Raw genomic sequence first — 21,736 nt, forward strand, 5'->3', positions numbered from 1 at the left:
TTTGCGTCATGGCTAACTCAAGTCTCCCGCTTCAGCGCCTTTGATTTAGCGACCCATCCTGCCGCCGTCTAGTGATTCAACACAGCCGTTCAAAGAGCAGTATTTCGACATTGAGATCTACAGTCAGCGCGAACTGCTTGAGTTGACACGAGATCGTAGGTCACAGATGGAACTTCTCGACTCGTATTTCGAACTCCATGAGTCGCTTGAAGAGGTTCGAAGGATAGAAGATAACCTCTCGGAGAACGGTAAGCAGTTGCGACTGGCACGCGATCGCGCCGAAGAGTACGAATCCGAGCTACAGAACGTTGAGGTGCTTCGTGAGAACATACGAACGCTGGAAAATAAAGGCGTCTCTGAGTATGTTGAAGGCGGTGAGGACTGGGAAAAGGAGGGAGAGATGCTCCATCGAATTACCGACGCGGTTTCCTCAGTGCATGGCGATATCGAGGAACTATCGATCTCGAGCGAACTCGGTATCACTCAGAAGATGGACGATTCGCCGAACGACGAACTACTAGCAGACGCGTTCGAGGCGCTCGAAACGAGCGAGACACGGCTGCAACATCACAAGCAGGAGATGGTCGAGGCGCTTAACGAAGCCGAACAGAAGATTACGGAACTACACGGGCGATGGGAAAGTAGGAACGAGCAACGAAAAGACGACCTACAGGAGCTGGCAGCTGAAATCGAGGACGAAATCGGCGTCGACATTCACGAATACTTCAATCTTAAGGCGGAGGAAAATGCACTTCGAGAAACTGAACGAGAGCTTGAAGAAGTACAGAGTGAGATCGAAGACCTACAAACAGAACGAGAGACATTGCTCGATAAACTCAGCGATGCCCGAGCGGAGGTTACTTCACTTCGCCGGCAAGGTGTAGCGGATCAATAACGAAATGGATGAGGTTCGGGTTCAACTGGATGAAAAGTCGAACAGAGAGCGGTACACAACATGGTTGAAAGAGACGCTCACTGGCTCGAATGTGCAGAACCGTGATCGACGGAAGCTGGCCGAGAGCTTCTCTCCACGAGAACTGGCATCGATCGTTGAGTCACGACAGGTAGGGACCCTAACCGAGGAAGGACTTACTGAGACCGCCGCCGAAAACGTTGTTAATCACCCGCCCCTTCGAGAGAACCTCTACGAACTGGAAGCGAAAGAGATTGAAGACAAGCCAATTATACAGATCAAAGGTGACAACGGGTGGAAACCTCTCTCTGAAATGTCAGATGGTCAACGGTGTACGGCACTGCTCTCGATTGCTATGCTTGAACGAGCTGTTCCACTCGTCATTGATCAGCCAGAAGACATGCTCGACAACAAATTCATTTACTCGTCCGTTGTTCGACTGCTTCGCTCGATAAAGCGTGAACGACAAGTCATTACAGCCACTCACAATGCGAATATTCCGGTTCTCGGCGACGCTGAGCAGATTGTCGTACTGTCATCATCGGGTGGTCAAGGTCACTTTACGACGCGGGGCTCGATCGACGAACCAACCGTGAGGCAGAAAGTACAGCAGATTCTTGAAGGCGGACGGGATGCGTTCCATAGACGAAGTCAGAAGTACGGCTACAATCCAACATAGCCTCCAAATTAATACTGTGCGCGAGGTATGAGCCGAAGTCCGATGCGAGCGACTATTTAGGGCGCGTAGTAGTACTCGCCCTGCCGTTTCTGCTCGCGGTCGAGCTGGCTGCCAGGCTTGTTGATCCGCGGCCGACCGACGCGCTCGTCGCGCCGGAAGGTGACGTCGAGATCGGCGAGGAAGCTGTTCATCCCCTCGCGCATCCCGACGGGCGTACCGGCGTGGCCGGATGCGGCGGGCTCGCCATCGAACACCAGGAGTCGGTCGGCGAGCAGGTCGATCATGTAGATGTCGTGGTCGATCACGAGCGCCGTAGCGTCGTGGTTCTCGGTGTACCGCCGGATGGCCGAGGTGGCCTGGACGCGCTGCTCGACGTCCATGTGGGCCGATGGCTCGTCGAGCACGTAGAGGTCGGCGTCCTCGGAAAGGCAGGCCGCGATCGCGACGCGCTGGCGCTCCCCGCCCGAGAGGTCGGTGAGGTTCTGCTCCATGATGCGTTCGAGCTGGAGCGGCTGAGCGATCTCGGTGTCCCAGTAGGAGCTCCCGAAGTCGTTCGTGATCGAGGAGAGAAAGGCGTCGACCCGCATCGGCTGGTCGATCTCGATGTACTGGGGTTTGTACGCGACGTCCAGTCGAGCGTCGACGCTGCCCTCGTCGGGTTCGAGCTCTCCCGCGAGAAGCTCCGCGAAGGTCGATTTCCCGATCCCATTGGGTCCGACCACGCCGAGCACCTCGTTCTCGTTGATCGTGCCGCCCTCGATAGTCAAGGAAAACTCGCCGTCGCCGTAGGATTTCGTGAGGTCGGGGTACTCGACCAGCGGGCTGCTCGCGGCCGCGGTCCGCGGGGCGTGTTCCTCGAACTCGATGGCGTTCGGGCGGATTCGCATGTTCTCGTTTTCGAGGTAGCCCGCGAGATACTCGTTGATCCCGTTTTTCACCGATTTCGGGCCGGTGACAACGCCGTAGGCTCCGGGTTCGCCGTAGGCGACGTGGAGCGAATCGGCGAGAAGGTCGAGGATCGCGAGGTCGTGTTCGACCACGAGCACCGACCGATCCGTTCCCGTGAGCTCGCCGATCAGTCGCGCGGCGGTCATCCGCTGACCGATGTCGAGATACGGCGTGATCTCGTCGAGGAAGTAGAAGTCGGCCTCGCGAGCGAGCGTCGCCGCGAGCGCGACCCGCTGGAGCTCGCCCCCGGAGATCGAGTCGATCGGCTGGTCCATCACCGGCCCGATCGAGAGCCGTTCGACGAGGTCGTCGAGGACGCCACGCTCGTCGGTGTGTTCGAGGAGTTCGCGGGTGTTGCCGTCGAATCGATCGGGGATCCGGTCGACGTACTGTGGTTTGCGCGCGACCGTCACCGATCCCTCCTGGAGCTCTTCGAGGTAGTTCTGGAGTTCGGTACCACGATACTCGTCCATCACCGCGTCCCAGTCGGGTTCGTCGTCCCACTGGCCGAGGTTCGGCGTGATCTCGTCGGCGAGGATGCGGACGGCGGTGGTCTTCCCGATCCCGTTCGGTCCCAGAATTCCGGTCACGCGGCCCTCCTGAGGGGCAGGCAGCCCGTAGAGCGAGAAGGCGTTGTCGCCGTAGCGATGGACGGGATCGTCTTCGAGTTCCTGAGGAAGGTTGATGATCTCGATCGCGTCGAAGGGGCATTTCTCGACGCAGATCCCGCAGGTCTCGCCGAGACAGATCTCCTCGGAGATCCGGATCTGATCGGGATCGCCCTCGTCGGCGTCCTCGCCCCGAGTGGTGATACACTCCTTGCCGGTGCGGTTGGGCGGGCAGTAGTTCGCACACTCGTAGTTACACCGGTCGGGCTGGCAGCTATCGAGATCGACCACCGCGATCGAATCGTCGGCCATTACAGCGAGGCCCCGGTCGTCAGGAGGATCGCCCACGTCACGAACCACAGCGAGAACGTCATGAACGCGACGTAGAGGTTGTCTTTCACGCCGAAGTCCTCGACATCGACGCCGAGGAGGCGCAACAGCGGTAGCTGGAGAACGATCGCGCCGGCGAGCGGATAGAGCCCGATGGTGTCCGTCGCGGCGCTTGCGAGCGTCGCGGAGACGAGCGCGGCCGCGATACCGGAAAGCGTCGTGAGGGAAAGGACCGTCAGACTCCGGCGATGACCGGCCCGCTCGTCTACGGTCTCGGTCGACATACATCGACTCGGCGACGCGCGCTCAAAAGCCGTTCGCTCTCGTCGAACCGCGAATACGGCCATCAGTGCGGCGTTTCCGTCGCCCGGACCGCACCTTTATGCACGTCGCGTGCGTGCGTTTCGGCAATGAGTGAAACCGACGCGGAGGGGCTGGTCGATCTCCCGCCGAGCGCGAAGCTGGTCTACAAGGTACTCGAATACAACGGCGCGCTGACCCAGAAAGGGATCGTCGAGGAGTCGATGCTCTCGGCCCGTACCGTCCGGTACGCCCTCGAACGTCTCGAAGGGATCGAAGTGGTCGACGAGGACGTCTACTTCGCCGACGCCAGACAGAACCTCTACGAGATCACGGCCGAGACGTCCCCGGACGCCTGCGCCGAACCGGTCGTCTGCGACGACTGACGCGCCGACGAACGCCGCACGCCCGATCGTTCCACTCGAACCGTAGGCCCTACTCGAACTGTGAGCCGTTTTCGACATCGACGGTGCCCGAGAGATCGACCTGTGGGAATGGGATGTCGATCCCGGCGTCGTCGAAGCGTTTCTTGACCGCTGTCACGTACTCGCCGCGGATCTTCAGGAAATCCGCTCGGTTCGGATCGGCGATCCAGAAGCGCGAGGTGAGCCCGACGTACGAATCCGCGAGCGCGCTGTCGGTGCTCAGCCGCACCGTGGGCGTGGGATCGTCGAGGATATCGGGATGTTTCTCGGCCTCTTCGACGATGATATCGGTCGCTGTCTGGATATCGTCCTCGTAGCCGATGCCGAAGGTGAACTGGAGACGGAGCTCCTCGCTTGCCACCGGGTTCTTGATCACGCCGCCAGTGAGCACCGCGTTCGGCACCGTGAGGAGTTCGTTGTCGAAGGTTCTGACCCGTGTGACACGGAACGTGATGTCCTCGACCACGCCGGCGTAGGTTCCGCTCCCGCCGGGCCATTCGATCCAGTCGCCGATCCGGAACGGCCGATCGGCGTAGATGAACGCCCCCGCGACGAAGTTCGCAAGGGTGTCCTGGAGCGCGAACCCGATCGCCAGCGTTCCGGCCGCCGCGATCGCCGTGATCGACGTCAGAAAGCCGCTAAGGCGAGCGGCCTTGAACGCGATCGCGAGCGCGACGAAGAAGAGCAGGATTTTCAGGAGTCGCTGGATCGGCTTTCGCTCGTGGGCATCGAGACCACGACGGTCGAGCGCCCGGCCGAACAGCGGAACGACGATCGCTCGGCCGAGCGCGTAGGTCACGAACAGCGCGACCACGAACGAGATCGCCGCACCGAGAAGTTTCGGATACGGAATACCGAACTCGCGCAGCAGCTGACCGACCGGCCCGATCCCCTCGACGGTGACGTTCCCGGTCGTGTTCCCGTCGGTCCCGTCGCCTGCCGACTGTCCCAACTGCAACAGCCATCCCGACACGCCAGCACGCATTAATAGTACGTTGCGGTGTTGCCTCGTGTCTCGATCACGTCGGCCCCGGCCTGGGCCGCGAGCCGGTCGGCCAGCTCGTCGGTCGTCGTCCCGCCGCGCGCCGCGCGGAGGAACTTCACCTTCACGAGATCGCGATCGCGGAGCTGGCTTTCGAGTTCGTCAGCAACCGCGTCGACACCGCCTTTCCCGACTCGGAGCGTGGCGTCGGTGGTCTGCGCACGCTTCTTGAGCGTTCGCTCGTCCTTTGTCATAGCCGGCCGTCGTCACCCGGCGGACGTAAGCCTATCTATACGGGTAGCGTGCCTGCGAACCGCAATCACACGTGAGAACAACGTGGCCGTCCTGGGTCCTGACCCGACAGTTCCGCCCCGGCCGGAGGTAGGCGTCGCAGGCGTCACACGAGAAACGCTTGAACCGGCGGGGTAGCGACCGACGGTTCCGTTCGGCGACCCGGCGCGCGAGCCGGACGTACTCCCGCGCGCGATCGTCGTGGCCAGCGCTCGCGGCGTCGGCGGCGAGCGCGTGGAGACGTTCGATACGTTCGTCGGCGAGAGTCATCGTTGCGGTCGGAGCCGTTCGGCCGGGGATTCACCGCCGGCGTACATCGGTCTTGCCTTCGCGTTCCGGTGGAGTTATTCGGCCCGCCGTCACGCCTCGGATGTGCGCGCGCTCAACTACCTCGAACTCGAAGGACCACTCCAGCGTAGCGGCTGGGCCACCGCCGCCGCCCAGCAGCGCCAGGCGCTCGACGCCACCGACGTCGCGGTCGTGACATCGCCGTGGCGCGGTGGGGACCTCCCCGCGGCCGCGAAGTCGTTCGCGTCAGGCAAGGGGTGTTTTGCCGAGTACGACCTCGCACACTGTCACGCGCCCGGTCCAGGGAGCCTCGCGGTCGCGCGTCACGCCCGGAGATCCGGTACTCCGCTGGTACTCCACGCCCACATGACCGCCGAGGACTTCGGCGAGTCGTTCCGGTTTTCGTCGCAGGTTGCCCCCGCACTCGGCCGCTACCTCCGGTGGTTTTACTCGCTGGCCGACCTCGTGCTGTGTCCGAGTCAGTACACGAAGGGCCTGCTCGAAGACTACCCCGTGGACGTACCCATCAGAACCATCACTAACGGCGTCGACCGCGACGCGCTCACGGGCCACGAATCGCTGCGCGAGGAGTACCGCGATCGATACGATCTCGACGGCACGGTCGTCTTTGCGGTCGGCAGCGTCTTCGAACGCAAGGGCCTCACGACGTTCTGCCGGCTGGCAGAGGCCACCGACCACGAGTTCGCGTGGTTCGGGGCCTATGATACGGGACCGCACGGCTCGTCGGTGGTGAAGCGTTGGACGAGCGACCCTCCCGAGAACGTCACCTTCACCGGGTGGGTCGACGACAAGCGCGGCGCGTTCGGCGCTGGCGACGTGTTCTGTTTCCCGACGAAAGACGAGAATCAGGGCCTCGTCGTGCTGGAGGCGATGGCGTGTGGCAAACCGGTCGTCATCAGCGACATTCCGGTGTTCGAGGAGTTCTTCACCCACGGCGAGGACTGCCTGAAATGCGGTAGTGAAGCGGAGTTCCGCGCGGCGATCGATCGCCTCGCCGACGACCGTGCGCTCCGCGAGCGCCTCGGCACGAACGCGCGCGAAACCGCCGCCGAACACAGTCTGAAGCGGGTCGGTGAAGAGCTCTCGTCGATCTACCGCGACCTCGTGGGACAGTAGCCACTCCCGACACGACACGGCAACGGCGACCACGACGACCGGATCAGGACGATCGCGTGAAACCACGAGGATTCCGGCTCGACGGAAGTCGACGAGCGATCGGATCGATCAGGCCGGTCCCCGACTCCGGAACCACGCCGCTGGCTCGCGATTCTCACCTCCAGCTTCACCGACGTTCGATGGGTCGGCGTTCGAGTCGTTTGGAACGGTCGGAGAATGTGAGCCACCGCTCGGGGCAGCCAGCACCGGATGGGTGGCGAGCAGCTGTCGCATTCGCTCGCAGTGGGTGTCACCGGTGTTCGGCGCGAGCCAGCAGCGCTCCGGCGTGAAGGAACCGTGAGGAGCTCTGTGGAGTTGTCAGTGCAGAAACGTAGGGGTCGAATCGCTCGACAAAGGGCTGAACCGAATACGAGCGATAGTCATGCCCCCACGATTATTACGCTCGGCCTTCGATTGAGAGCAGATGAACGAGTTGCGTCGAACCGTACGGAGTCGTCCGGTTGTGAGCTTCTTTTTGTTGAGTGTCGGGGTTTCGTGGTCGCTGTGGGGCTTGCAGCTCGTCGTACCGTATCAGCCGTTCGTCTCCTTCGGTTTGGGCTTCGTGTTCTATCTCTTCGGTTTCGTCCCACATTTTGGCCCCTTGTTCGCTGCGGTAGTTCTCGTTTGGCTCGCTGGTGGTGATCTCCGGTCGTGGGCGAGCCAGATCGGCCGCTGGCGAGTCGCTCCATACTGGTATGGGTTCGCGCTGTTGCTTCCGTTGCTTTGCAGTGTCGGCGTCGTAATCGCCTCGGCGTTGCTCATCAACGCACCGTGGCAGAACCCGTTTCGCACCGCTCCCGGATACGCCCCCGTTTTCATCAGTTTCGTTATCACTGCATTCGGTCTCGAAGCAGGGTTCCGTGGGTTCGCGCTTCCACGGCTCCAGCGGCGATTCAACGCGCTGGTCGCGAGCGTCGTTCTCGGTGTTGCGTGGGCGGTCTGGAGCCTACCACAGTTGCTGTTCCCGGGTTCAGTCCTCTCTACGTTCTCGATGTTCGTGTACGTGCCGGCAGTGATCGTTTTCTCCGTTCTCCTCACATACATCTACAACAGTACGAACGGAAGCGTCTTGGTTGCCACCGTACTCAGTGCCGGTATCCAAACCGGACTCGCCACTTCGAGTACGCCGATTCTCGCGATGCAGCTCGTCACACTGGCTGTCTGGACGGTTCCAGCGCTCTGGGTCGCGAACTTCTACGGAGAGGAACGACTCGCGGAACGACTTCCACCGACTGAAAACCACATCGACCTGCTCGACGAATAGACCCCTCCGGCCCCGCCACCAGTCACGTGGTTGCAGACTCGCTGAAAGCCGGCTATCCCAACCCGTGAGGAAAGATATGGGACCCGAGAAACCGAGCGTTCTGTCCGCGTTCCAAAGCACGCGCACCTGACACGGCTAGTTCCGTCTCGCAATACGGGCCCGTCTTGCACGGAGTGCAATAGTTCCGAGCCCGAAATCAGGAGCGGTTGGACGTGTTCCGGAGAGGCCACAATCAATTTCAGATCCCCAGCGTTGGACGAAGCCAATGGAGAGTACGGATCTCCTTGCGGAGTTCGGTAAGCTCGCTCTCGGCCTCGTCGTTCTCGTTGTCGCGCTCACGCCAGGGGCGGTGTTTTCACTCTGCAACGAACCCAGCAGCCCACACTTGTCAGATCTATGAACTATTGCGAACGGGACGGACACGGCGTTACCGACGCCGAAGTCACAACGGCTTACTGCTCCCTCCCAGAACCGTCCGGGGATGCCACCACACGTCGCCGCGTTCACCGACACCTACCTCCCGACGGTGAACGGCGTCACGTACACCATCAGGGCGTGGCGCGAGCACTGGAGCGAGCGGGGCGGCCGGATGGACGTGATCTATCCCGACAGCGACCACGATCCCGAGACGAGCGAATACCCCGTTCGAAGCGTCTCCTTTCCGTTCTACGATGGGTACCGGATCGGTGCGCCGACGGTGCCGGAGGACGTTCGCGAGGCAGAGATCGTCCACGCACACACCCCGTTCGGTGTCGGCCTCGCCGGACTCCGACTCGCCCGCCGGACCGACCGGCCACTCGTCGCGTCGTATCACACGCCCGCGGCGGAGTACGCCGGCTATCTCGCGGAAGGGTGGCTGATGAACGGCGTCGCGCGCGCGGGCAACGCCTACGAGCGGTGGTTTCTCGACCGCGCCGACCGGGTGATCGCGCCGAGCGACACGACCAAAACAGCGCTCGAAGCGCGCGGTATCGGGCCCGTTTCCGTGGTCACCAACGGGATCGACATCGATCGGTTCTCGCCGACCGACACCGCAGCGTTCCGCGAGCGCCACGATCTCCCCGCGGCGGGAGAGCGACCCCTCATCGGCTACACCGGTCGTCACGGCTTCGAGAAGCAGCTCTCGGATCTCGTGGCAGCGGTCGATGGCACCGATGTCACGCTGGTGTTCGGTGGCGACGGTCCCGCACGTCAAACGCTCGAAGCCGAGGTCGCCGAACGCGACGTCGACGTTCGCTTTCTCGGCTTTCTCGACCGTGACGATCTCCCATCGTTTTACTCCGCGCTCGACGTGTTCGGCTTTCCGAGTCCGGTCGAGACGCAGGGCCTCGTCGCGCTCGAAGCGATGGCCTGCGGGACGCCCGTAGTCGGTGTCGAGGCGGGCGCGCTCGTCGAAACCATCGACGACGGCGTGACGGGCTATCACTACGACCGCGGCGACGTCGCAGGCTTTCGCGCTGCGCTCGATCGCGCGCTCGCCGACCGTGATCGGCTGGCCGAAAACTGCCTCTCACAGCGTGAATCGATGAGTGTTGAGCGCGCGGTCGACGCGCTCGCGGCGGTGTACGATACGGTGGAGTGAGACGACGTGCAGTGACGTGATCGGCCGAGATCGAGTCAGGCAGACGCGCCGTTGAGGCTCGCGTAGGTGCGCGCCATCGCGATCCAGAGCAGGACGAACGCGATCGCGACCGCGATCGCCCCGGCGAACAGCCCGAGCGGCGCGAGCGACCCGGTGAGTGCAGTCGCGAGAACCACCGAGACGGCGAACAGGACCGCATCGATCAGCAGCACGGCGATCGCGATCCCGAGCAGCGTCGTCCGGTGGCCGTCGGTGGCCGTCCAGCTCCGTCGGAGTGCGGACGCAGCGTTCGCGTCCTCGACCGCGACGAACGGCAGCGCGAGCAGGAGTGCGCCGAGGACGAACACGCCAGGTACAATCAGGACGACGAGGCCGATCGCGACGAGGACGGCCACGACGAGCGCGCCGACGAGCCAGTTCGCGAGCGCCGGCGCGACCCCGCGAGTCAGGTGCTCGCGCTCGACGACCCCCCACCGAGTCGCGAACACCCTGATTGTGACCAGCCCGACGTAGCCCGCGACCACACAGACGACTGCGAGCCCGATCACCGGAACGGGATCGAGCGTGAGCGTGAACGGGTCGCCGGACCCGGAGAGCACCGCGTCGGGCACGATGCGATAGACCGGCCCTGCGAGCAGCGCAACAAGTGTCTGGACGACGGCGAACGCGAGGAGGAGGAGCAACGCCGGTCCGGTCGCCAGCCGCCGGAGCGACTCGCGGAGGACCGAGGCGACGCCGAGTGTCATACCCGAAGTGATTCGAGCGCGGATACTGTGCCTTGCGGTTTGCTCGGAACACGGCACGCCGACGCACTGCTCCGATCGTCACCCCGTCACGAGCGACGACCGATCAGCACCCAACACCCATCAGAAAGAGATTCCCGATGTTTCGAGACCGCATTGGGCATCGTGGTCAGTGGCCACCCCGATGATATCGAAATGGGAGTACGAAACCGCATTTCAACACGAGACACGATCGAGTTCGAACAGATATAGGTACACTCGTGACGATGGTCAGCAGCCGTGTCCAAGCGACGGCATGTCGACGGCCACATCCCAAATAGTCGATTCGCATTGCTTCATTTCCCTCTTTTCTAGGTTTGGAATCGGTACATCAGCTCGGGTACTGGCAGAAATAGTCGTGGATCGTGAGTAGAGTACACCGATAGAGTCCGATCATAACTGTTCAGTACCACGCTTCGTCCCCTCTCGTCACGGTTCGATGCTCCCATCGAAACCGCTCGATAGTGAACGGTCGAGATATCGATCGCTGGCCTTCGCGAGAGTCGTACAGACAGATATCGAGTACTTTTCTCTAATCGATATCGCGGTTGGTTCGGTTCCGGCCGTGGATCACAGTTCGCCACGAAGGTGGATCGTCGGTCCGAGCCGGAACAACTTATAGGGAACAGCACGGTGAGACAATCGATGACAGTCGGCGTTACTGCGCGGCTCGACAGGATCGGGACAGACGGACGCATCGTGAACGTGCCGATGGATCACGGGATCACGCTCGGCGCGGTCGACGGCCTCCGCCGGATCGAGGCGACGATCGACGCGGTGACCCGCGGTGGCGCGGACAGCGTGCTGACCCAGAAAGGGATCGCGCCGCGGGTCCACCCCAACAAGAACGGGGCCGGCTACATCGTCCACCTGAACGCGTCGACCACGACGGGGCCGGACACCAACGACAAGCGACTCACCGGAACGGTCACCGAGGCCATCCGTGCGGGTGCGGACGCGGTCTCGCTCCACGTCAACGTCGGGAGCGACTCCGAACCGCAGCAGCTCGAACAGCTCGCGCAGGTCACGCGAACCGCCGCCGAGTACGGAATGCCGGTGCTCGCGATGACCTACGCCCGTGGCCCGGGGGTCGACGAGAGTGATCCCGAGCGTCTCGCCCACGCGGTACGGCTCGCGGAGGAGGCCGGCGCGGACGTGGCGAAGACGGCCTACAGCGGCGACGCGGCGAGCTACGAACGTGTGACCGAGGCGACGAGCCTCCCCGTCATCATGGCCGGCGGCGATCCCGAAGGGAACGAAGCGACGCTCGAAAACGTCCGCGGGGCGATGGACGCGGGTGCGGCTGGCGTCTCGATCGGGCGAACGGTCTTCCAGCACGACGATCCCGAAGCGATGACGCGCGCGGTCACAGCCGTGGTCCACGACGACCGGTCGGTCGACGACGCCCTCGATCGGGCTGAGTTGTAAGCCGGCCGCCATTCGAAAACTGCGATAGCGGTCGGCGCGGAGCCGTCACTCCTCGCGGTCGGTCCAGAAGTCGAAGCTACGTCCCGGAGCGAAGACGTCGATGGCGACCGCCCGCTCGTCGCCGGTGTTCTCGACCCGGTGGGACTCCCACGCTTCGAGGTGGACCGAGTCGAAGCGTTCGAGCGTCGCCGAATCCTCCTCGGTGTGGACGGTGATTTCACCCTCCAGCACGACGCAGACCTGCTCGTTCTCGTGGTCGTGCATCGGTGAGGAGTGGCCCGGCGGCTTCTCGAACCACTCGAAGGTGAACTGGTCGCTGCCGGCGAGTGAGACTCGACGCCAGCCCTCGTCCGGCTCGTACGTCTCCGCCGCGGCGAAATCAACGTTTCTCATGTGCTTCGTCAACGCATCGTTCCCATCACTATTGAATATTGTGGACCCGACCACGGTACCGGCTGCCGCTCGAACGAGCAGCCGAACGGCTCACCGATCGACGGGTGATCGAGCGACGGGTCATCGATCGACGGGCGACCGAGCGACGGTCGATCGGCGATCCCCGATCAGAGGTTCGCAGCACCCGCACCGCCGTCGATCGGGATCGAGACGCCGTTGAGATAGCTCGACCGGGGCGAGCAGAGGAAGGCGACGACCTCGCCGAGCTCCCGGGGTTCGCCGATGCGTTCGAGCGGGATTCCTTCGGCGCGTGCGGCGAGGCCCTCCTCGTAGGAGTCGTACTCGCCGCGCTCAACCGACTGCTCGACGAGCTCCTCGATCCGGCTCGTCTCGTGCGGGCCGGGCAGCACCGCGTTCGCTCGGACCTCCGGGGCGAGCTCCTTCGAGAGCGTCTTTTCGAGCCCGACGACGCTCATCCGGACCGAGTTCGAGAGCACCAGCGAGTCGATGGCCTCCTTGACGCTTCGGGAGGCGATGGTGACGATCGTGCCGCCGTCGCCGTCTTGGAGGTGCGGAGCGGCCTCGCGGACCAATCGAACCACGCTCATCACGAGGAGGTCGAACGCGTGATACCAGTCCTCGTCGTCGGTCTCCATGAACGGGCCGCTCGGCGGTCCGCCGGCGCTGGTCACGAGATGATCGAGTCCGTCGAACTCCTCGACGGTCGCCGTCACGAGCGCTTCGACGTCCTCCTTTCGAGTGAGATCGCCAACGACGCCGACCACGCTGCCCTCGCCGAGCGCGTCGAGCTCCGCGACGGCCTCGTCGAGTCGGTCCTCGTCCCGGCCGTTGAGCACCACGTTCGCGTCCTCCTCGGCGAGCACCGCTGCCGAGGCACGCCCGAGACCGCTGCTCGATGCTGTCACCAGTGCCACGTCGTCCGCCACGTCGAGACTCATAGCAGTCGAAACCGTGGTCGCCCGCCACTTAGTCGTTCTGTTGCTCCAGCGTGGAGCGCGAATCGGAAAACGACGGACGGAGAACTCCTCGTCGGCGCTCAGTCCTCGTCGGTCAGGATGTCGGCCGACAGTCCCTGTGCCATCTGAATACCCTCCGAGTTGTTGAGCGTCCACGCGGTGCGCTCGGTGACGGCCTCGATGACCTCGCGTGCGCTGGGGTAGCCGTTGCCCGACTTCTTGACGCCGCCAAAGGGCAGCTGGACCTCGGCACCGATACACGGCAGATTGCCGTAGGCGAGCCCGACTTCGGCGTTGTCGCGGAAGTAGTTGATCTCGCGGTAGTCCTCGGAGATGATCGCGCCCGCGAGCCCGTACTCGGTGTCGTTGTGGAGTTCGACGGCGTCCTCGATGTCACCGGAGTACTTCAGGAGAGCGACGTGGGGGCCGAAGACCTCCTCGTGAGTTACGCGGAGGTCGTCCTCTGGGTCGGCCTCGTAGACGAACGGCCCGATCCAGTGACCCTCATCGTGACCCGCCGGAATCTCCTCGTCGTCGAGGTCCGCGCGGTCGACGAGCACGTTGACGTCCTCGTCGCGTGCGAGGTCGTTGTAGTCGGTGACCTTCTCTTGGTGATCGGGCTCGATCAGCGGCCCCATGAACGTGTCTTCTTCGAGGGGGTCGCCGACCGCAACGTCCTCTGCGGCGTCGACGAAGCGTTCTTTGAACTCGTCGTAGCGATCCTCGTGGACGAGGAGCCGTTCGCTCGATACGCAGCGCTGTCCGGTGGTTTTGAACGAGCTCATCACCGCGGAGTGAACTGCGGTGTCGAGGTCGGCTTCGCTGGTGACGACGATGCCGTTCTTGCCACCCATCTCACACGCCGCAAGTTTTCCGGGCTCGCTACCAACAGTAGAGGCGATCTCCTGACCGACGTCTGCCGACCCGGTGAACAGCACGGTGTCCACGCGGTCGTCGTCAACGATGGTCTCGCCGGCGTCGCCGTAGCCCTGGACCATGTTGAACACGCCGTCGGGGATGCCGCTCTCCGCGAACATCTCGGCGATGACCTGCCCGCACCACGGCACTTGTTCGGCGGGTTTCCAGACGACGGTGTTGCCTTCGACCAGCGTGACCGCCATGTGCCAGAACGGGACTGCGACCGGGAAGTTCCACGGCGTGATGCAGCCCACGACGCCACGAGGGCTCCGACGCATGTAGGCGTCCTTGCCAGGGATTTCGGACGGCACGACGTCGCCGTGGGGATGGCGAGCGTTGCCGGCGGCCCATTCGACCATATGCCACGCCTCGGTCACGTCGGCTTTCCCCTCGGAGATCTCCTTCCCGCACTCCTTGGTAATGACTTCACCGAGCTCGTCGTGACGGTCCTTGAGCTCGTGGTAGATGTCCCAGAGGTACTCCGCGCGGTCGGTGTACGACAGCGCGCTCCACTCCTCGAAGGCCTCGTCGGCGGCCGCGAGCGCCTGATCGACGTCGGCGTCCGTCCCACGCTGGAACTCGCCGAGCGTCTCGCCCGTCGCCGGGTTGGTGCTCTCGAACGTTTCGGTCCCCTCGCCGTCGGTCCATTCGCCGTCGACGTAGTGTTGCGACGGCTCGCTGAGCTGCTGACTCATGGTGTGCAGTCGCCGGTTCGACAGCCCTCTTAATGAAGGTTTGGATGGGTGCGCTCCCCGGCAGTCGGGTGTCGGCCGGCGGTGTGGGGATCAGTCCTGGGCGGCCGGCGTCCCGGTGGTCGCCTCGGTCGGCTTCTCGCGCGGCCAGAGCAACGAGGCGGCGATCGCGGCGGCGAAGCCGATGGGCGGCGCGACGAGCCGGACGGTGACGATCGAGGTCAGTCCGAGCGTGATCCAGAGCACGGTGGCGACCGGACCGACGACGAACGCGGCAACGAGTCCAGCCTTCGAGAACCGATCACGCCAGAAGAACAGCAGCGTGAACGCCGGCCCAAACGCCGAGAACAGCCCGGTCGCGGAGTAGCTCACGAGGGTGTAGACGAGGTTCTCGACCGAGATCGCGATGGTCAGCCCGACCGCGCCCACGAGCAGCGTCGCGATCCGGGAGATCCGGAGTCGAGTCGCCTCGCTGAACTCGCGGTTCTTCGTGACGACCTTGTTGTACACGTCCTGTGCGGCGGCGGAGCTCGCCACGACGAGCTGGGAGTCCGCCGTCGACATCATCGCGGCGAGCGCGCCAGCGAGCAACACCCCGCCGAGCAGTCCGGGAGTGTGTTCGAGCACCATGAACGGTAGCACCATCTCGCGGTCGGTCACGACCGTCTGGGGTGCGCCGTGGAGGACGCGCGTCAGGAGCCCGAGGAGCACCGCACCGATGGCGGTCAGCACGCCCCAGACCGACGCCACGACGATCGCCGTCCGGCGATCCCGATCGCTGCGGAGTGCCATCATCCTGACGTTCAGGTGGGGATAGCCACCGAAGTACGCGAAGAGCCAGCTCAGGTTCGCGCCGAGCAGGACGAGCGCCGCCGCACCGCTCTTGCCGCCGAACCACGACGCTCGGCCGCCGCCCGAGGCCGCAAGCCCACCCATCAGCGACTGGTTGGGATCAGTGATGACCCCCGCGAGCAGGACGCCAGGCAGCACGATCAGCGTGAAGATCATCAGGAGTGCCTGCATCGCGTCGGTCCAGACAACCGCGAGGAACCCGCCCGCGAGCGAGTAGAGGATGATCAGCGCCGCGACGATCAGGAGTCCAGTCAACGGTGCGATTCCGAAGATCTGCTCCAGGATCTTCCCACCGGCGAGGAACTGCGAACCGACGTAGCCCATGTAGAACAGAAACGTCACCAGCGCCGGCAGCAGGCGCACGATCGGGGAGTCGGTCGGCATCTTTTCCGCGAGGAGCCCGATCGGCGTGATCGCTCCCGTCTCCTTGCGGCCCTCCATGAACGGCCGTGCGAAGATGAGCCACTGGACGATCGCCCCGCCCGCCGTGCCGACGAGCACCCAGACCGACGACAGCCCCGCCGACCACGCCAACCCGGGAATCCCGAGCAGCAGCCAGCCCGACATCCCGGAGCTCCGTTCGGAGAGCGCGAGCGCCCACCCAGGAAGCTGTTCGCCGCCGAGGAAGAAGTCCTCCTCGGAGCTGACCTTCTTCGATCCCCAGTAGCCGATGACCACGACCACCAGCAAGTAGCCGACCAAGCCGACGGCTGTGTACGCACCTGCTTGTACCATGTGTTGCGTGCCTCCGGGCATCGGTACCACACCTCCCCACATATAATTAGTGATCGTTATTCCCGATAGAGGAGCTGAAAATTACCCGTCGCGGTCGTCGTGTTCGGGCGAAAAGCAGTCTCTGAGGTGTCTTCTCGATCGTTTGGGGCTATAGCCAGTCTTCGAGTCGGTCGAACGCCTCGTCGATCCGGTCGAGCGAGTTGGCGTAGGCGATCCGGAACCGACCCTCGCCGGCGTCGCCGAACGTGGTGCCGGGGACGAACGCGACGCTCGTGTCCGCGAGCAGCGAGTGGACGAACGCTTCCGCGTCGGGGTGGCCGGCGGGCGTGGTGGGGAACGCGTAGAACGCGCCGGCGGGGGCCGGGCACGACATCCCGGGAATCGCGTCGATCCGTTCGAGCACGCGCTCGCGACGGCGGGCGAACGCCTCCACCATCGGCTCGTGGAGCCCGCTCTCCAGCGCACGGACGCCTGCGTGCTGGGAGAGCGAGGGCGCACACGTCGTCGTGTACTGGCGGACGCGGACGATGGGATCGACCAGCTCGGCAGGAGCGGCGAGGTAGCCGAGTCGCCAGCCAGTCATCGAGTACGCCTTCGAGAACCCGTTGATCGTGATCGTCCGGTCGAACAGTGCGTCCCGCGCGGCCGGGCTGTGGTGGTCGTGGTCGTCGTACCGGATCTTCTCGTAGATCTCGTCGGAGAGCACCAGGAGATCGTTGTCGACGGCGAAGTCGGCGATCGCGTCGAGGCGGCCCTCGCTCACGACCCCGCCGGTCGGGTTGTGCGGGCTGTTCAGTACGAGGAGTTCGGTTCGCTCCGAGACCGCCGCCCGGAGCGAGTCGAGGTCGGGCTGGTATCCCGTCGCCGGATCGAGTCGGTAGGGGACGGGTTCGCCGCCCGCGAGCGAGGTGATCGGCCCGTACGTCCACCGCGGATCGGGGACGAGGACCTCCCTCCCGGGTTCGACAAGCGCGAGCATCGTGACGAGCACCGCCTCGGTCGCGCCCGTCGTCACCACGACTTCGCTGTCCGGGTCGTACTCGATCCCGTTCTCGGCCGATAGTTTATCCGCGATCCCCGTCCGGAGCGGTTCGATCCCGTAGTTCGAGGTGTAGTGGACGTGGCCGTCGGCGAGCGCCTCGCGCGCCGCGTCCCCGATCGGAGCCGGCGTGTCGAAGTCCGGTCGGCCGATTTCGAGGTGGACGACGTCCCGACCCGCACGTTCGAGTCGGTCGCACTCCTCGAAGACGTCCCTGATGCCCGAGAACGGGACTCGCTCCATACGACTGGCTGCGCGGTCGGCATCCACCATGTGTCGCTCCTCCACACCGGCGATAATAAAACCACCACCATCGACACACGATCGAGCCGCAGCCCACATGATCGGGCCGCAGCCGTTTCATCGTCCGGTCAGTCGATGACGGTGCCCTCTTCGAGGTGGACGCCACGATCGAACCGGTCGGCTTCCAGCGACGAGACATCGACCAGCGATGGCTCGTCCTCGTCGATCAGCTCCGCGACGAGCTGGCCGGTCGCGGGGGCCTGCATGAACCCGTGGCCCGAGAACCCTGCCGCGGTCACGAACCCCGGCAGCGTCTCGCCGAGGATGGGGTGATGGTCGGGCGTCACCGCGTAGAGCCCGGCCCAGCCGCGCTTGACCCGCGAGTCGGGGCCGAAGTAGTCGGCGCAGTCGGCGGCCGCCTCGATCGTCTCGGCGGCCCAGTCGAGATCCATCTTCTTCCGGTAGTCGTTCGGGTCCATCGCCGGGTCGGCGTCCGCAAAGTGACCACCGACGACCGCACCGCCGTCGCGCTCGGGGCGGAAGTGGACGCCCCGATCGTGGTCGATCGTGAACGGTATCGAGGAACCGACCGGGATCTCGGGATCGGCCACCATGAGCTGGCGTCGCCGTGGAACGATCGGGAGATCGAGACCGACCATCTCGCCGATCCGGCTCGCCCACGCACCCGCCGCGTTCACCACGTACTCCGATTCGATCGTCCCCTCGTCGGTGCGGACGCCGGTCACGCGGTCGCCCGCCCCCTTCTGAAGCACGTCGGTCACCGCGACGCCGGTTCGGATCTCTGCACCGGCCTCGTTCGCTGCGGCCGAAAACCCCTGGAGCGCGAGGTGGGGGTCCGCGAACCCGTCGGCCGCGCGGTACGTCGCCCCGCAGAACTCCTCGGTCCGGAGCTCGGGACACCGATCCTCGGCTTCCGCGGGCGTCAGGAACTCGCTGTCGACCCCGAGACGGTTCTGCTGGCGGACGTTCTCGCGGAACCGCTCGGCGGTCGATTCACGCCGCGCGAGGAACAGATAGCCCGGCCGACGGTAGCCGATCTCGGTGCCGAACAGCTCCTCGAAACGCTCCCAGACCGCGATGCTCTCCTGTGAGAGGTGTGCGCTCACCGGCGAGGAGAACTGGGCACGGATGCCGCCGTTCGCTCGGTCGGTGCTGCCCGATCCGAGAGTGGATTTCTCGAGGACGACCACGTCGACGCCGCGCTGACCGAGGTAGTGGGCGGCGGCCAGCCCGACGATCCCGCCGCCGATGATACTCACCCGCATGGAACTCTCTTTTCGACCGGTGTACATAATTCGTGTGGTCGCCGTGCCGTGGGCTCGCGCCACATTGACTGCCGCCCGCTGCCCCCGCCACGGCCACAGATATATACACCGGCGTCGAGTACGCGACGGGCATGGTACACGCGAGAATCGATACGGCCGAGTGCGGAGTGAGTGCGAGCGAACCATGACGACGGACGGTGTGGAGTGGCATCCCCCGACCGACTGGACGACGATCGAAACGATCGATACGCACACTGGCGGGGAGCCGCTGCGGGTCGTGCTCGACGGACTGCCGCCGCTCGTGGGCGACACGGTCCTCGAAAAGCGCCGGTACGTGGAACGCGAACTGGACGCGTACCGCAAGGCCCTGATCTGGGAGCCCCGCGGGCACGCCGACATGTACGGCGCGATCCCGACCGCACCGGACACTGAGCGCGCGGATTTCGGCGTACTGTTCATGCACAACGAGGGGTACAGCACGATGTGTGGCCACGGAATCGTTGCGCTCGCCACGATCGCCGCCGAGACCGAGTACCTCCCGGACGTCGAGAACGAGATCGCGATCGACACCCCGGCCGGGCTCGTGGTCGCCGAGATCGAGCGCGACGGCGACCGGGTCGACGCGGTCGAGTTCACGAACGTGCCGTCGTTCGTCGTCGCCAGAAACGAGACCGTGAGCGTTCCGGAGTGGGGAACGATCGAGTTCGACGTTGCGTTCGGCGGCGCGTTCTACGCGTACTGCGACGCCGGCCAGTTCGACGTCGACCTCACGCCGGCCGAGTTCCGAGACCTGATCGAGATCGGGACGACGGTCACGCGCGCGGTCGACGACGCCGTCGAGATCGAGCATCCCTACGAGGACGATCTCGGCTTCCTCTACGGCACGATCCTGACGGGTGACGCCCACACCGACGCCGACAGCCGGAACGTCTGCGTGTTCGCCGACGGCGAGGTCGATCGGTGTCCCACAGGGACGGGCGTCAGCGGCCGGGTCGCGCTCCGTGCCGCGGCCGGCGAGCTCGACAGGAGAGAACGGTTCGTGGTCGAGAGCATCGTCGGCTCGACGTTCGCGGGTTCGTACATGGAAACTACCGACTTCGGCGAATATGACGCGGTTCGACCACGTGTGGAAGGTTCCGCACATATCACCGGCCGACACCAGTTCGTCGTCGATCCGGCGGACCCGTTCGACGAGGGGTTCGTGCTCCGGTGAGCGTTCCGCTCCCACGACCGCCGATCACCCTGCCGTCATCCGGCCGCCACCCGGCGGCTCGTCGATGCGTTGATCGCAGCGAACGAGGACTTCGATATGCTCATGGTTCCGAACTGCCACCACGAATCCCGTCGAAAATCGTCGTCGCACGGACGAACGCATTTAGGACTGGCCCGGCAACCACGGGTGTATGTCACGCACCGAGCGGCCGACCCCGAACTACGGAGCCATCGAAACCGAACTCGACGAGCAGGACGCGGCTGCATACGTCCACATCGGTGACGAACACGACCCGATGCTCCAGTATCTGACGCGCTTCGACGGTCCCGACCGAGAGTACGCGTTCGTCTATGCCGGCGGCGAGGCGACGCTCTGTGCGCCCGCCCTGTTCGGCGATCAGGCGCGCCGGGAGTTTCCTGGGGACACTGTGACCGAAGCCGGCAGCGACCGTCCGTCGGCCGTCGCCCGTGCCACCGACGTGATCGACGCCCCCTCATCGTCGCGCGTGCTCGTCCCGGCCTCGCTCCCCCACCACGCGTACCAAGAACTCGCGTCGGTCGGCTACGAGATCGTCACGACGTCGACGCTCGAAACGAGTCGGGAACGGAAGACCGCCTTGGAGATCGAGTGGCTCCGTCGAACGGAGGCCGCCACACAGGCGGCGATGCGCCGAGCGGAGGCGATCCTCGCCGACGCGACGCCATCGGGCGAGGAGCTGTGCTGGGAGGACGAACCGCTCACCACCGAGCGGCTCCGGCGCGCGATCAACGCGGCACTCGCGAGACAGGGGGCCGCGGCTGTCGGCAACACCGTCGTCGGGGCGGGACCGAGCTGCGCCGATCTCCACTACAACGGCGACGATATCATCCGACCGACTGAGACGGTGTTGATCGATCTGGGGCCGCGGGGTCCCGACGGGTACTTCGGGGACATGACGCGGACGTTCGTCCCCGGAACGGTGCCGGAATGGGAACGCGAGGCGTACGAGACTGTCGCCGCCGCGCTCGACGCCGGCCTCGACCGACTCGACGACGCACCCGGAATCCCGGCGAACGAGGTCCACGCGACGATCGTCGATGTCGTCGAGGCGAACGGGTTCGCGACCGGCGACGTCGACGTGGGGCTCTATCACGGGACGGGCCACGGGGTCGGGGCCGCGCTTCACGAGCCACCCTTCTTCTCGACCGACGCACGCCTCGAACCGGGCCACGTCGTCACGATCGAGCCGGGCGTGTACGACCCCGAAAGAGGGGGCGTGCGGCTGGAAGATCTCGTTCTCGTCACGGACGACGGCATCGAGAACCTCGTCGAGTACCCCTGTCGGATCACGCCCCGCGAGAAGGAGGCAGACGGTCGCAGCGAATCTGCCGCGGACTAAACGTAACGGCGACA

Annotated in this window: 21 protein-coding genes; 9 read left to right on the forward strand and 12 right to left on the reverse strand. The window is 64.6% G+C overall.

What is annotated here, in order from left to right:
• Nucleotides 1-166 precede the first annotated feature (166 nt).
• Nucleotides 167-895, forward strand: a complete 729-nt coding sequence (locus tag C450_RS01045; protein ID WP_005038920.1) for a hypothetical protein — start codon at nucleotides 167-169, stop codon at nucleotides 893-895.
• 4 nt (nucleotides 896-899) lie between these two features.
• Nucleotides 900-1,592 (forward strand): AAA family ATPase, encoded by a 693-nt coding sequence (locus C450_RS01050; protein WP_005038921.1) that lies wholly within the window; start codon nucleotides 900-902, stop codon nucleotides 1,590-1,592.
• Nucleotides 1,593-1,648: 56 nt separating this feature from the next.
• Here C450_RS01050 and C450_RS01055 read toward each other — a convergent pair whose 3' ends face one another.
• Nucleotides 1,649-3,460, reverse strand: coding sequence for a ribosome biogenesis/translation initiation ATPase RLI (locus tag C450_RS01055; protein ID WP_005038922.1), 1,812 nt, complete (start codon nucleotides 3,458-3,460; stop codon nucleotides 1,649-1,651).
• A complete protein-coding gene (locus tag C450_RS01060; protein WP_005038924.1) occupies nucleotides 3,460-3,762 on the reverse strand; it encodes an EMC6-like membrane protein in 303 nt (100 codons plus the stop codon). Before C450_RS01060 ends, C450_RS01055 begins: the two co-directional genes overlap by 1 nt.
• A gap of 126 nt (nucleotides 3,763-3,888) precedes the next feature.
• Here C450_RS01060 and C450_RS01065 point away from each other — a divergent pair, with 126 nt between their 5' ends.
• On the forward strand, nucleotides 3,889-4,164 hold the full coding sequence (locus tag C450_RS01065) for a hypothetical protein (RefSeq protein WP_005038927.1): 276 nt from the start codon (nucleotides 3,889-3,891) through the stop codon (nucleotides 4,162-4,164).
• A 49-nt stretch (nucleotides 4,165-4,213) separates the two neighbouring features.
• Here C450_RS01065 and C450_RS01070 read toward each other — a convergent pair whose 3' ends face one another.
• Genes C450_RS01070 through C450_RS01080 form a run of 3 tightly spaced genes read right to left on the reverse strand, consistent with a single transcriptional unit; the run spans nucleotide 4,214 to nucleotide 5,746 of the window.
• Nucleotides 4,214-5,188, reverse strand: coding sequence for a mechanosensitive ion channel family protein (locus C450_RS01070; protein WP_005038929.1), 975 nt, complete (start codon nucleotides 5,186-5,188; stop codon nucleotides 4,214-4,216).
• Entirely contained in the window at nucleotides 5,188-5,439 is a 252-nt protein-coding gene (locus C450_RS01075) for a YhbY family RNA-binding protein (protein WP_005038931.1), read from the reverse strand. Before C450_RS01075 ends, C450_RS01070 begins: the two co-directional genes overlap by 1 nt.
• Nucleotides 5,440-5,470: 31 nt before the next feature.
• Nucleotides 5,471-5,746: a ribonuclease P protein component 4 gene (locus tag C450_RS01080; protein ID WP_005038932.1), complete on the reverse strand. Its 276-nt coding sequence runs from the start codon at nucleotides 5,744-5,746 to the stop codon at nucleotides 5,471-5,473.
• A gap of 102 nt (nucleotides 5,747-5,848) precedes the next feature.
• Between C450_RS01080 and C450_RS01085 the strand changes: the two genes are divergently transcribed.
• The 3 genes from C450_RS01085 (at nucleotide 5,849) to C450_RS01095 (ending at nucleotide 9,786) form a co-directional block, all read left to right on the forward strand.
• The gene (locus C450_RS01085; protein ID WP_005038935.1) at nucleotides 5,849-6,901 is read left to right on the forward strand and encodes a glycosyltransferase family 4 protein; all 1,053 of its coding nucleotides are present in this window, start codon (nucleotides 5,849-5,851) and stop codon (nucleotides 6,899-6,901) included.
• Between the two features lie 463 nt (nucleotides 6,902-7,364).
• On the forward strand, nucleotides 7,365-8,204 hold the full coding sequence (locus C450_RS01090; protein WP_005038937.1) for a CPBP family glutamic-type intramembrane protease: 840 nt from the start codon (nucleotides 7,365-7,367) through the stop codon (nucleotides 8,202-8,204).
• 481 nt (nucleotides 8,205-8,685) lie between these two features.
• Nucleotides 8,686-9,786: a glycosyltransferase gene (locus tag C450_RS01095; protein ID WP_005038940.1), complete on the forward strand. Its 1,101-nt coding sequence runs from the start codon at nucleotides 8,686-8,688 to the stop codon at nucleotides 9,784-9,786.
• A gap of 35 nt (nucleotides 9,787-9,821) precedes the next feature.
• On the opposite strand, the gene C450_RS01100 is transcribed toward C450_RS01095, so the two are convergent.
• Nucleotides 9,822-10,532 (reverse strand): hypothetical protein, encoded by a 711-nt coding sequence (locus C450_RS01100; RefSeq protein WP_005038943.1) that lies wholly within the window; start codon nucleotides 10,530-10,532, stop codon nucleotides 9,822-9,824.
• Between the two features lie 681 nt (nucleotides 10,533-11,213).
• Here C450_RS01100 and C450_RS01105 point away from each other — a divergent pair.
• Complete coding sequence (locus tag C450_RS01105) at nucleotides 11,214-11,996, forward strand: 2-amino-3,7-dideoxy-D-threo-hept-6-ulosonate synthase (protein ID WP_005038945.1); 783 nt, start codon at nucleotides 11,214-11,216, stop codon at nucleotides 11,994-11,996.
• Nucleotides 11,997-12,041: 45 nt separating this feature from the next.
• Here the strand turns inward: C450_RS01105 and C450_RS01110 are convergent, their stop codons facing one another.
• From C450_RS01110 to C450_RS01135, 6 genes are all read right to left on the reverse strand, one after another.
• Entirely contained in the window at nucleotides 12,042-12,389 is a 348-nt protein-coding gene (locus tag C450_RS01110) for a cupin domain-containing protein (protein WP_005038948.1), read from the reverse strand.
• 167 nt (nucleotides 12,390-12,556) lie between these two features.
• Nucleotides 12,557-13,348: an SDR family oxidoreductase gene (locus C450_RS01115; RefSeq protein WP_005038951.1), complete on the reverse strand. Its 792-nt coding sequence runs from the start codon at nucleotides 13,346-13,348 to the stop codon at nucleotides 12,557-12,559.
• A gap of 98 nt (nucleotides 13,349-13,446) precedes the next feature.
• Entirely contained in the window at nucleotides 13,447-14,979 is a 1,533-nt protein-coding gene (locus tag C450_RS01120) for an aldehyde dehydrogenase family protein (protein WP_005038953.1), read from the reverse strand.
• Nucleotides 14,980-15,069: 90 nt separating this feature from the next.
• Nucleotides 15,070-16,563, reverse strand: coding sequence for a sodium/proline symporter (locus C450_RS01125; RefSeq protein ID WP_005038955.1), 1,494 nt, complete (start codon nucleotides 16,561-16,563; stop codon nucleotides 15,070-15,072).
• Between the two features lie 148 nt (nucleotides 16,564-16,711).
• Nucleotides 16,712-17,875, reverse strand: a complete 1,164-nt coding sequence (locus C450_RS01130; protein ID WP_241430230.1) for a pyridoxal phosphate-dependent aminotransferase — start codon at nucleotides 17,873-17,875, stop codon at nucleotides 16,712-16,714.
• 98 nt (nucleotides 17,876-17,973) lie between these two features.
• On the reverse strand, nucleotides 17,974-19,131 hold the full coding sequence (locus C450_RS01135) for an NAD(P)/FAD-dependent oxidoreductase (RefSeq protein ID WP_005038960.1): 1,158 nt from the start codon (nucleotides 19,129-19,131) through the stop codon (nucleotides 17,974-17,976).
• A gap of 184 nt (nucleotides 19,132-19,315) precedes the next feature.
• On the opposite strand from C450_RS01135, the gene C450_RS01140 reads away from it, so the two are divergent.
• Nucleotides 19,316-20,344, forward strand: a complete 1,029-nt coding sequence (locus tag C450_RS01140; RefSeq protein WP_049909773.1) for a proline racemase family protein — start codon at nucleotides 19,316-19,318, stop codon at nucleotides 20,342-20,344.
• A 190-nt stretch (nucleotides 20,345-20,534) separates the two neighbouring features.
• The gene (locus tag C450_RS01145) at nucleotides 20,535-21,722 is read left to right on the forward strand and encodes a M24 family metallopeptidase (protein WP_005038965.1); all 1,188 of its coding nucleotides are present in this window, start codon (nucleotides 20,535-20,537) and stop codon (nucleotides 21,720-21,722) included.
• The last annotated feature ends 14 nt before the right edge of the window (nucleotides 21,723-21,736 follow it).

The organism is Halococcus salifodinae DSM 8989 (genome assembly GCF_000336935.1).
GTDB lineage: Archaea > Halobacteriota > Halobacteria > Halobacteriales > Halococcaceae > Halococcus > Halococcus salifodinae.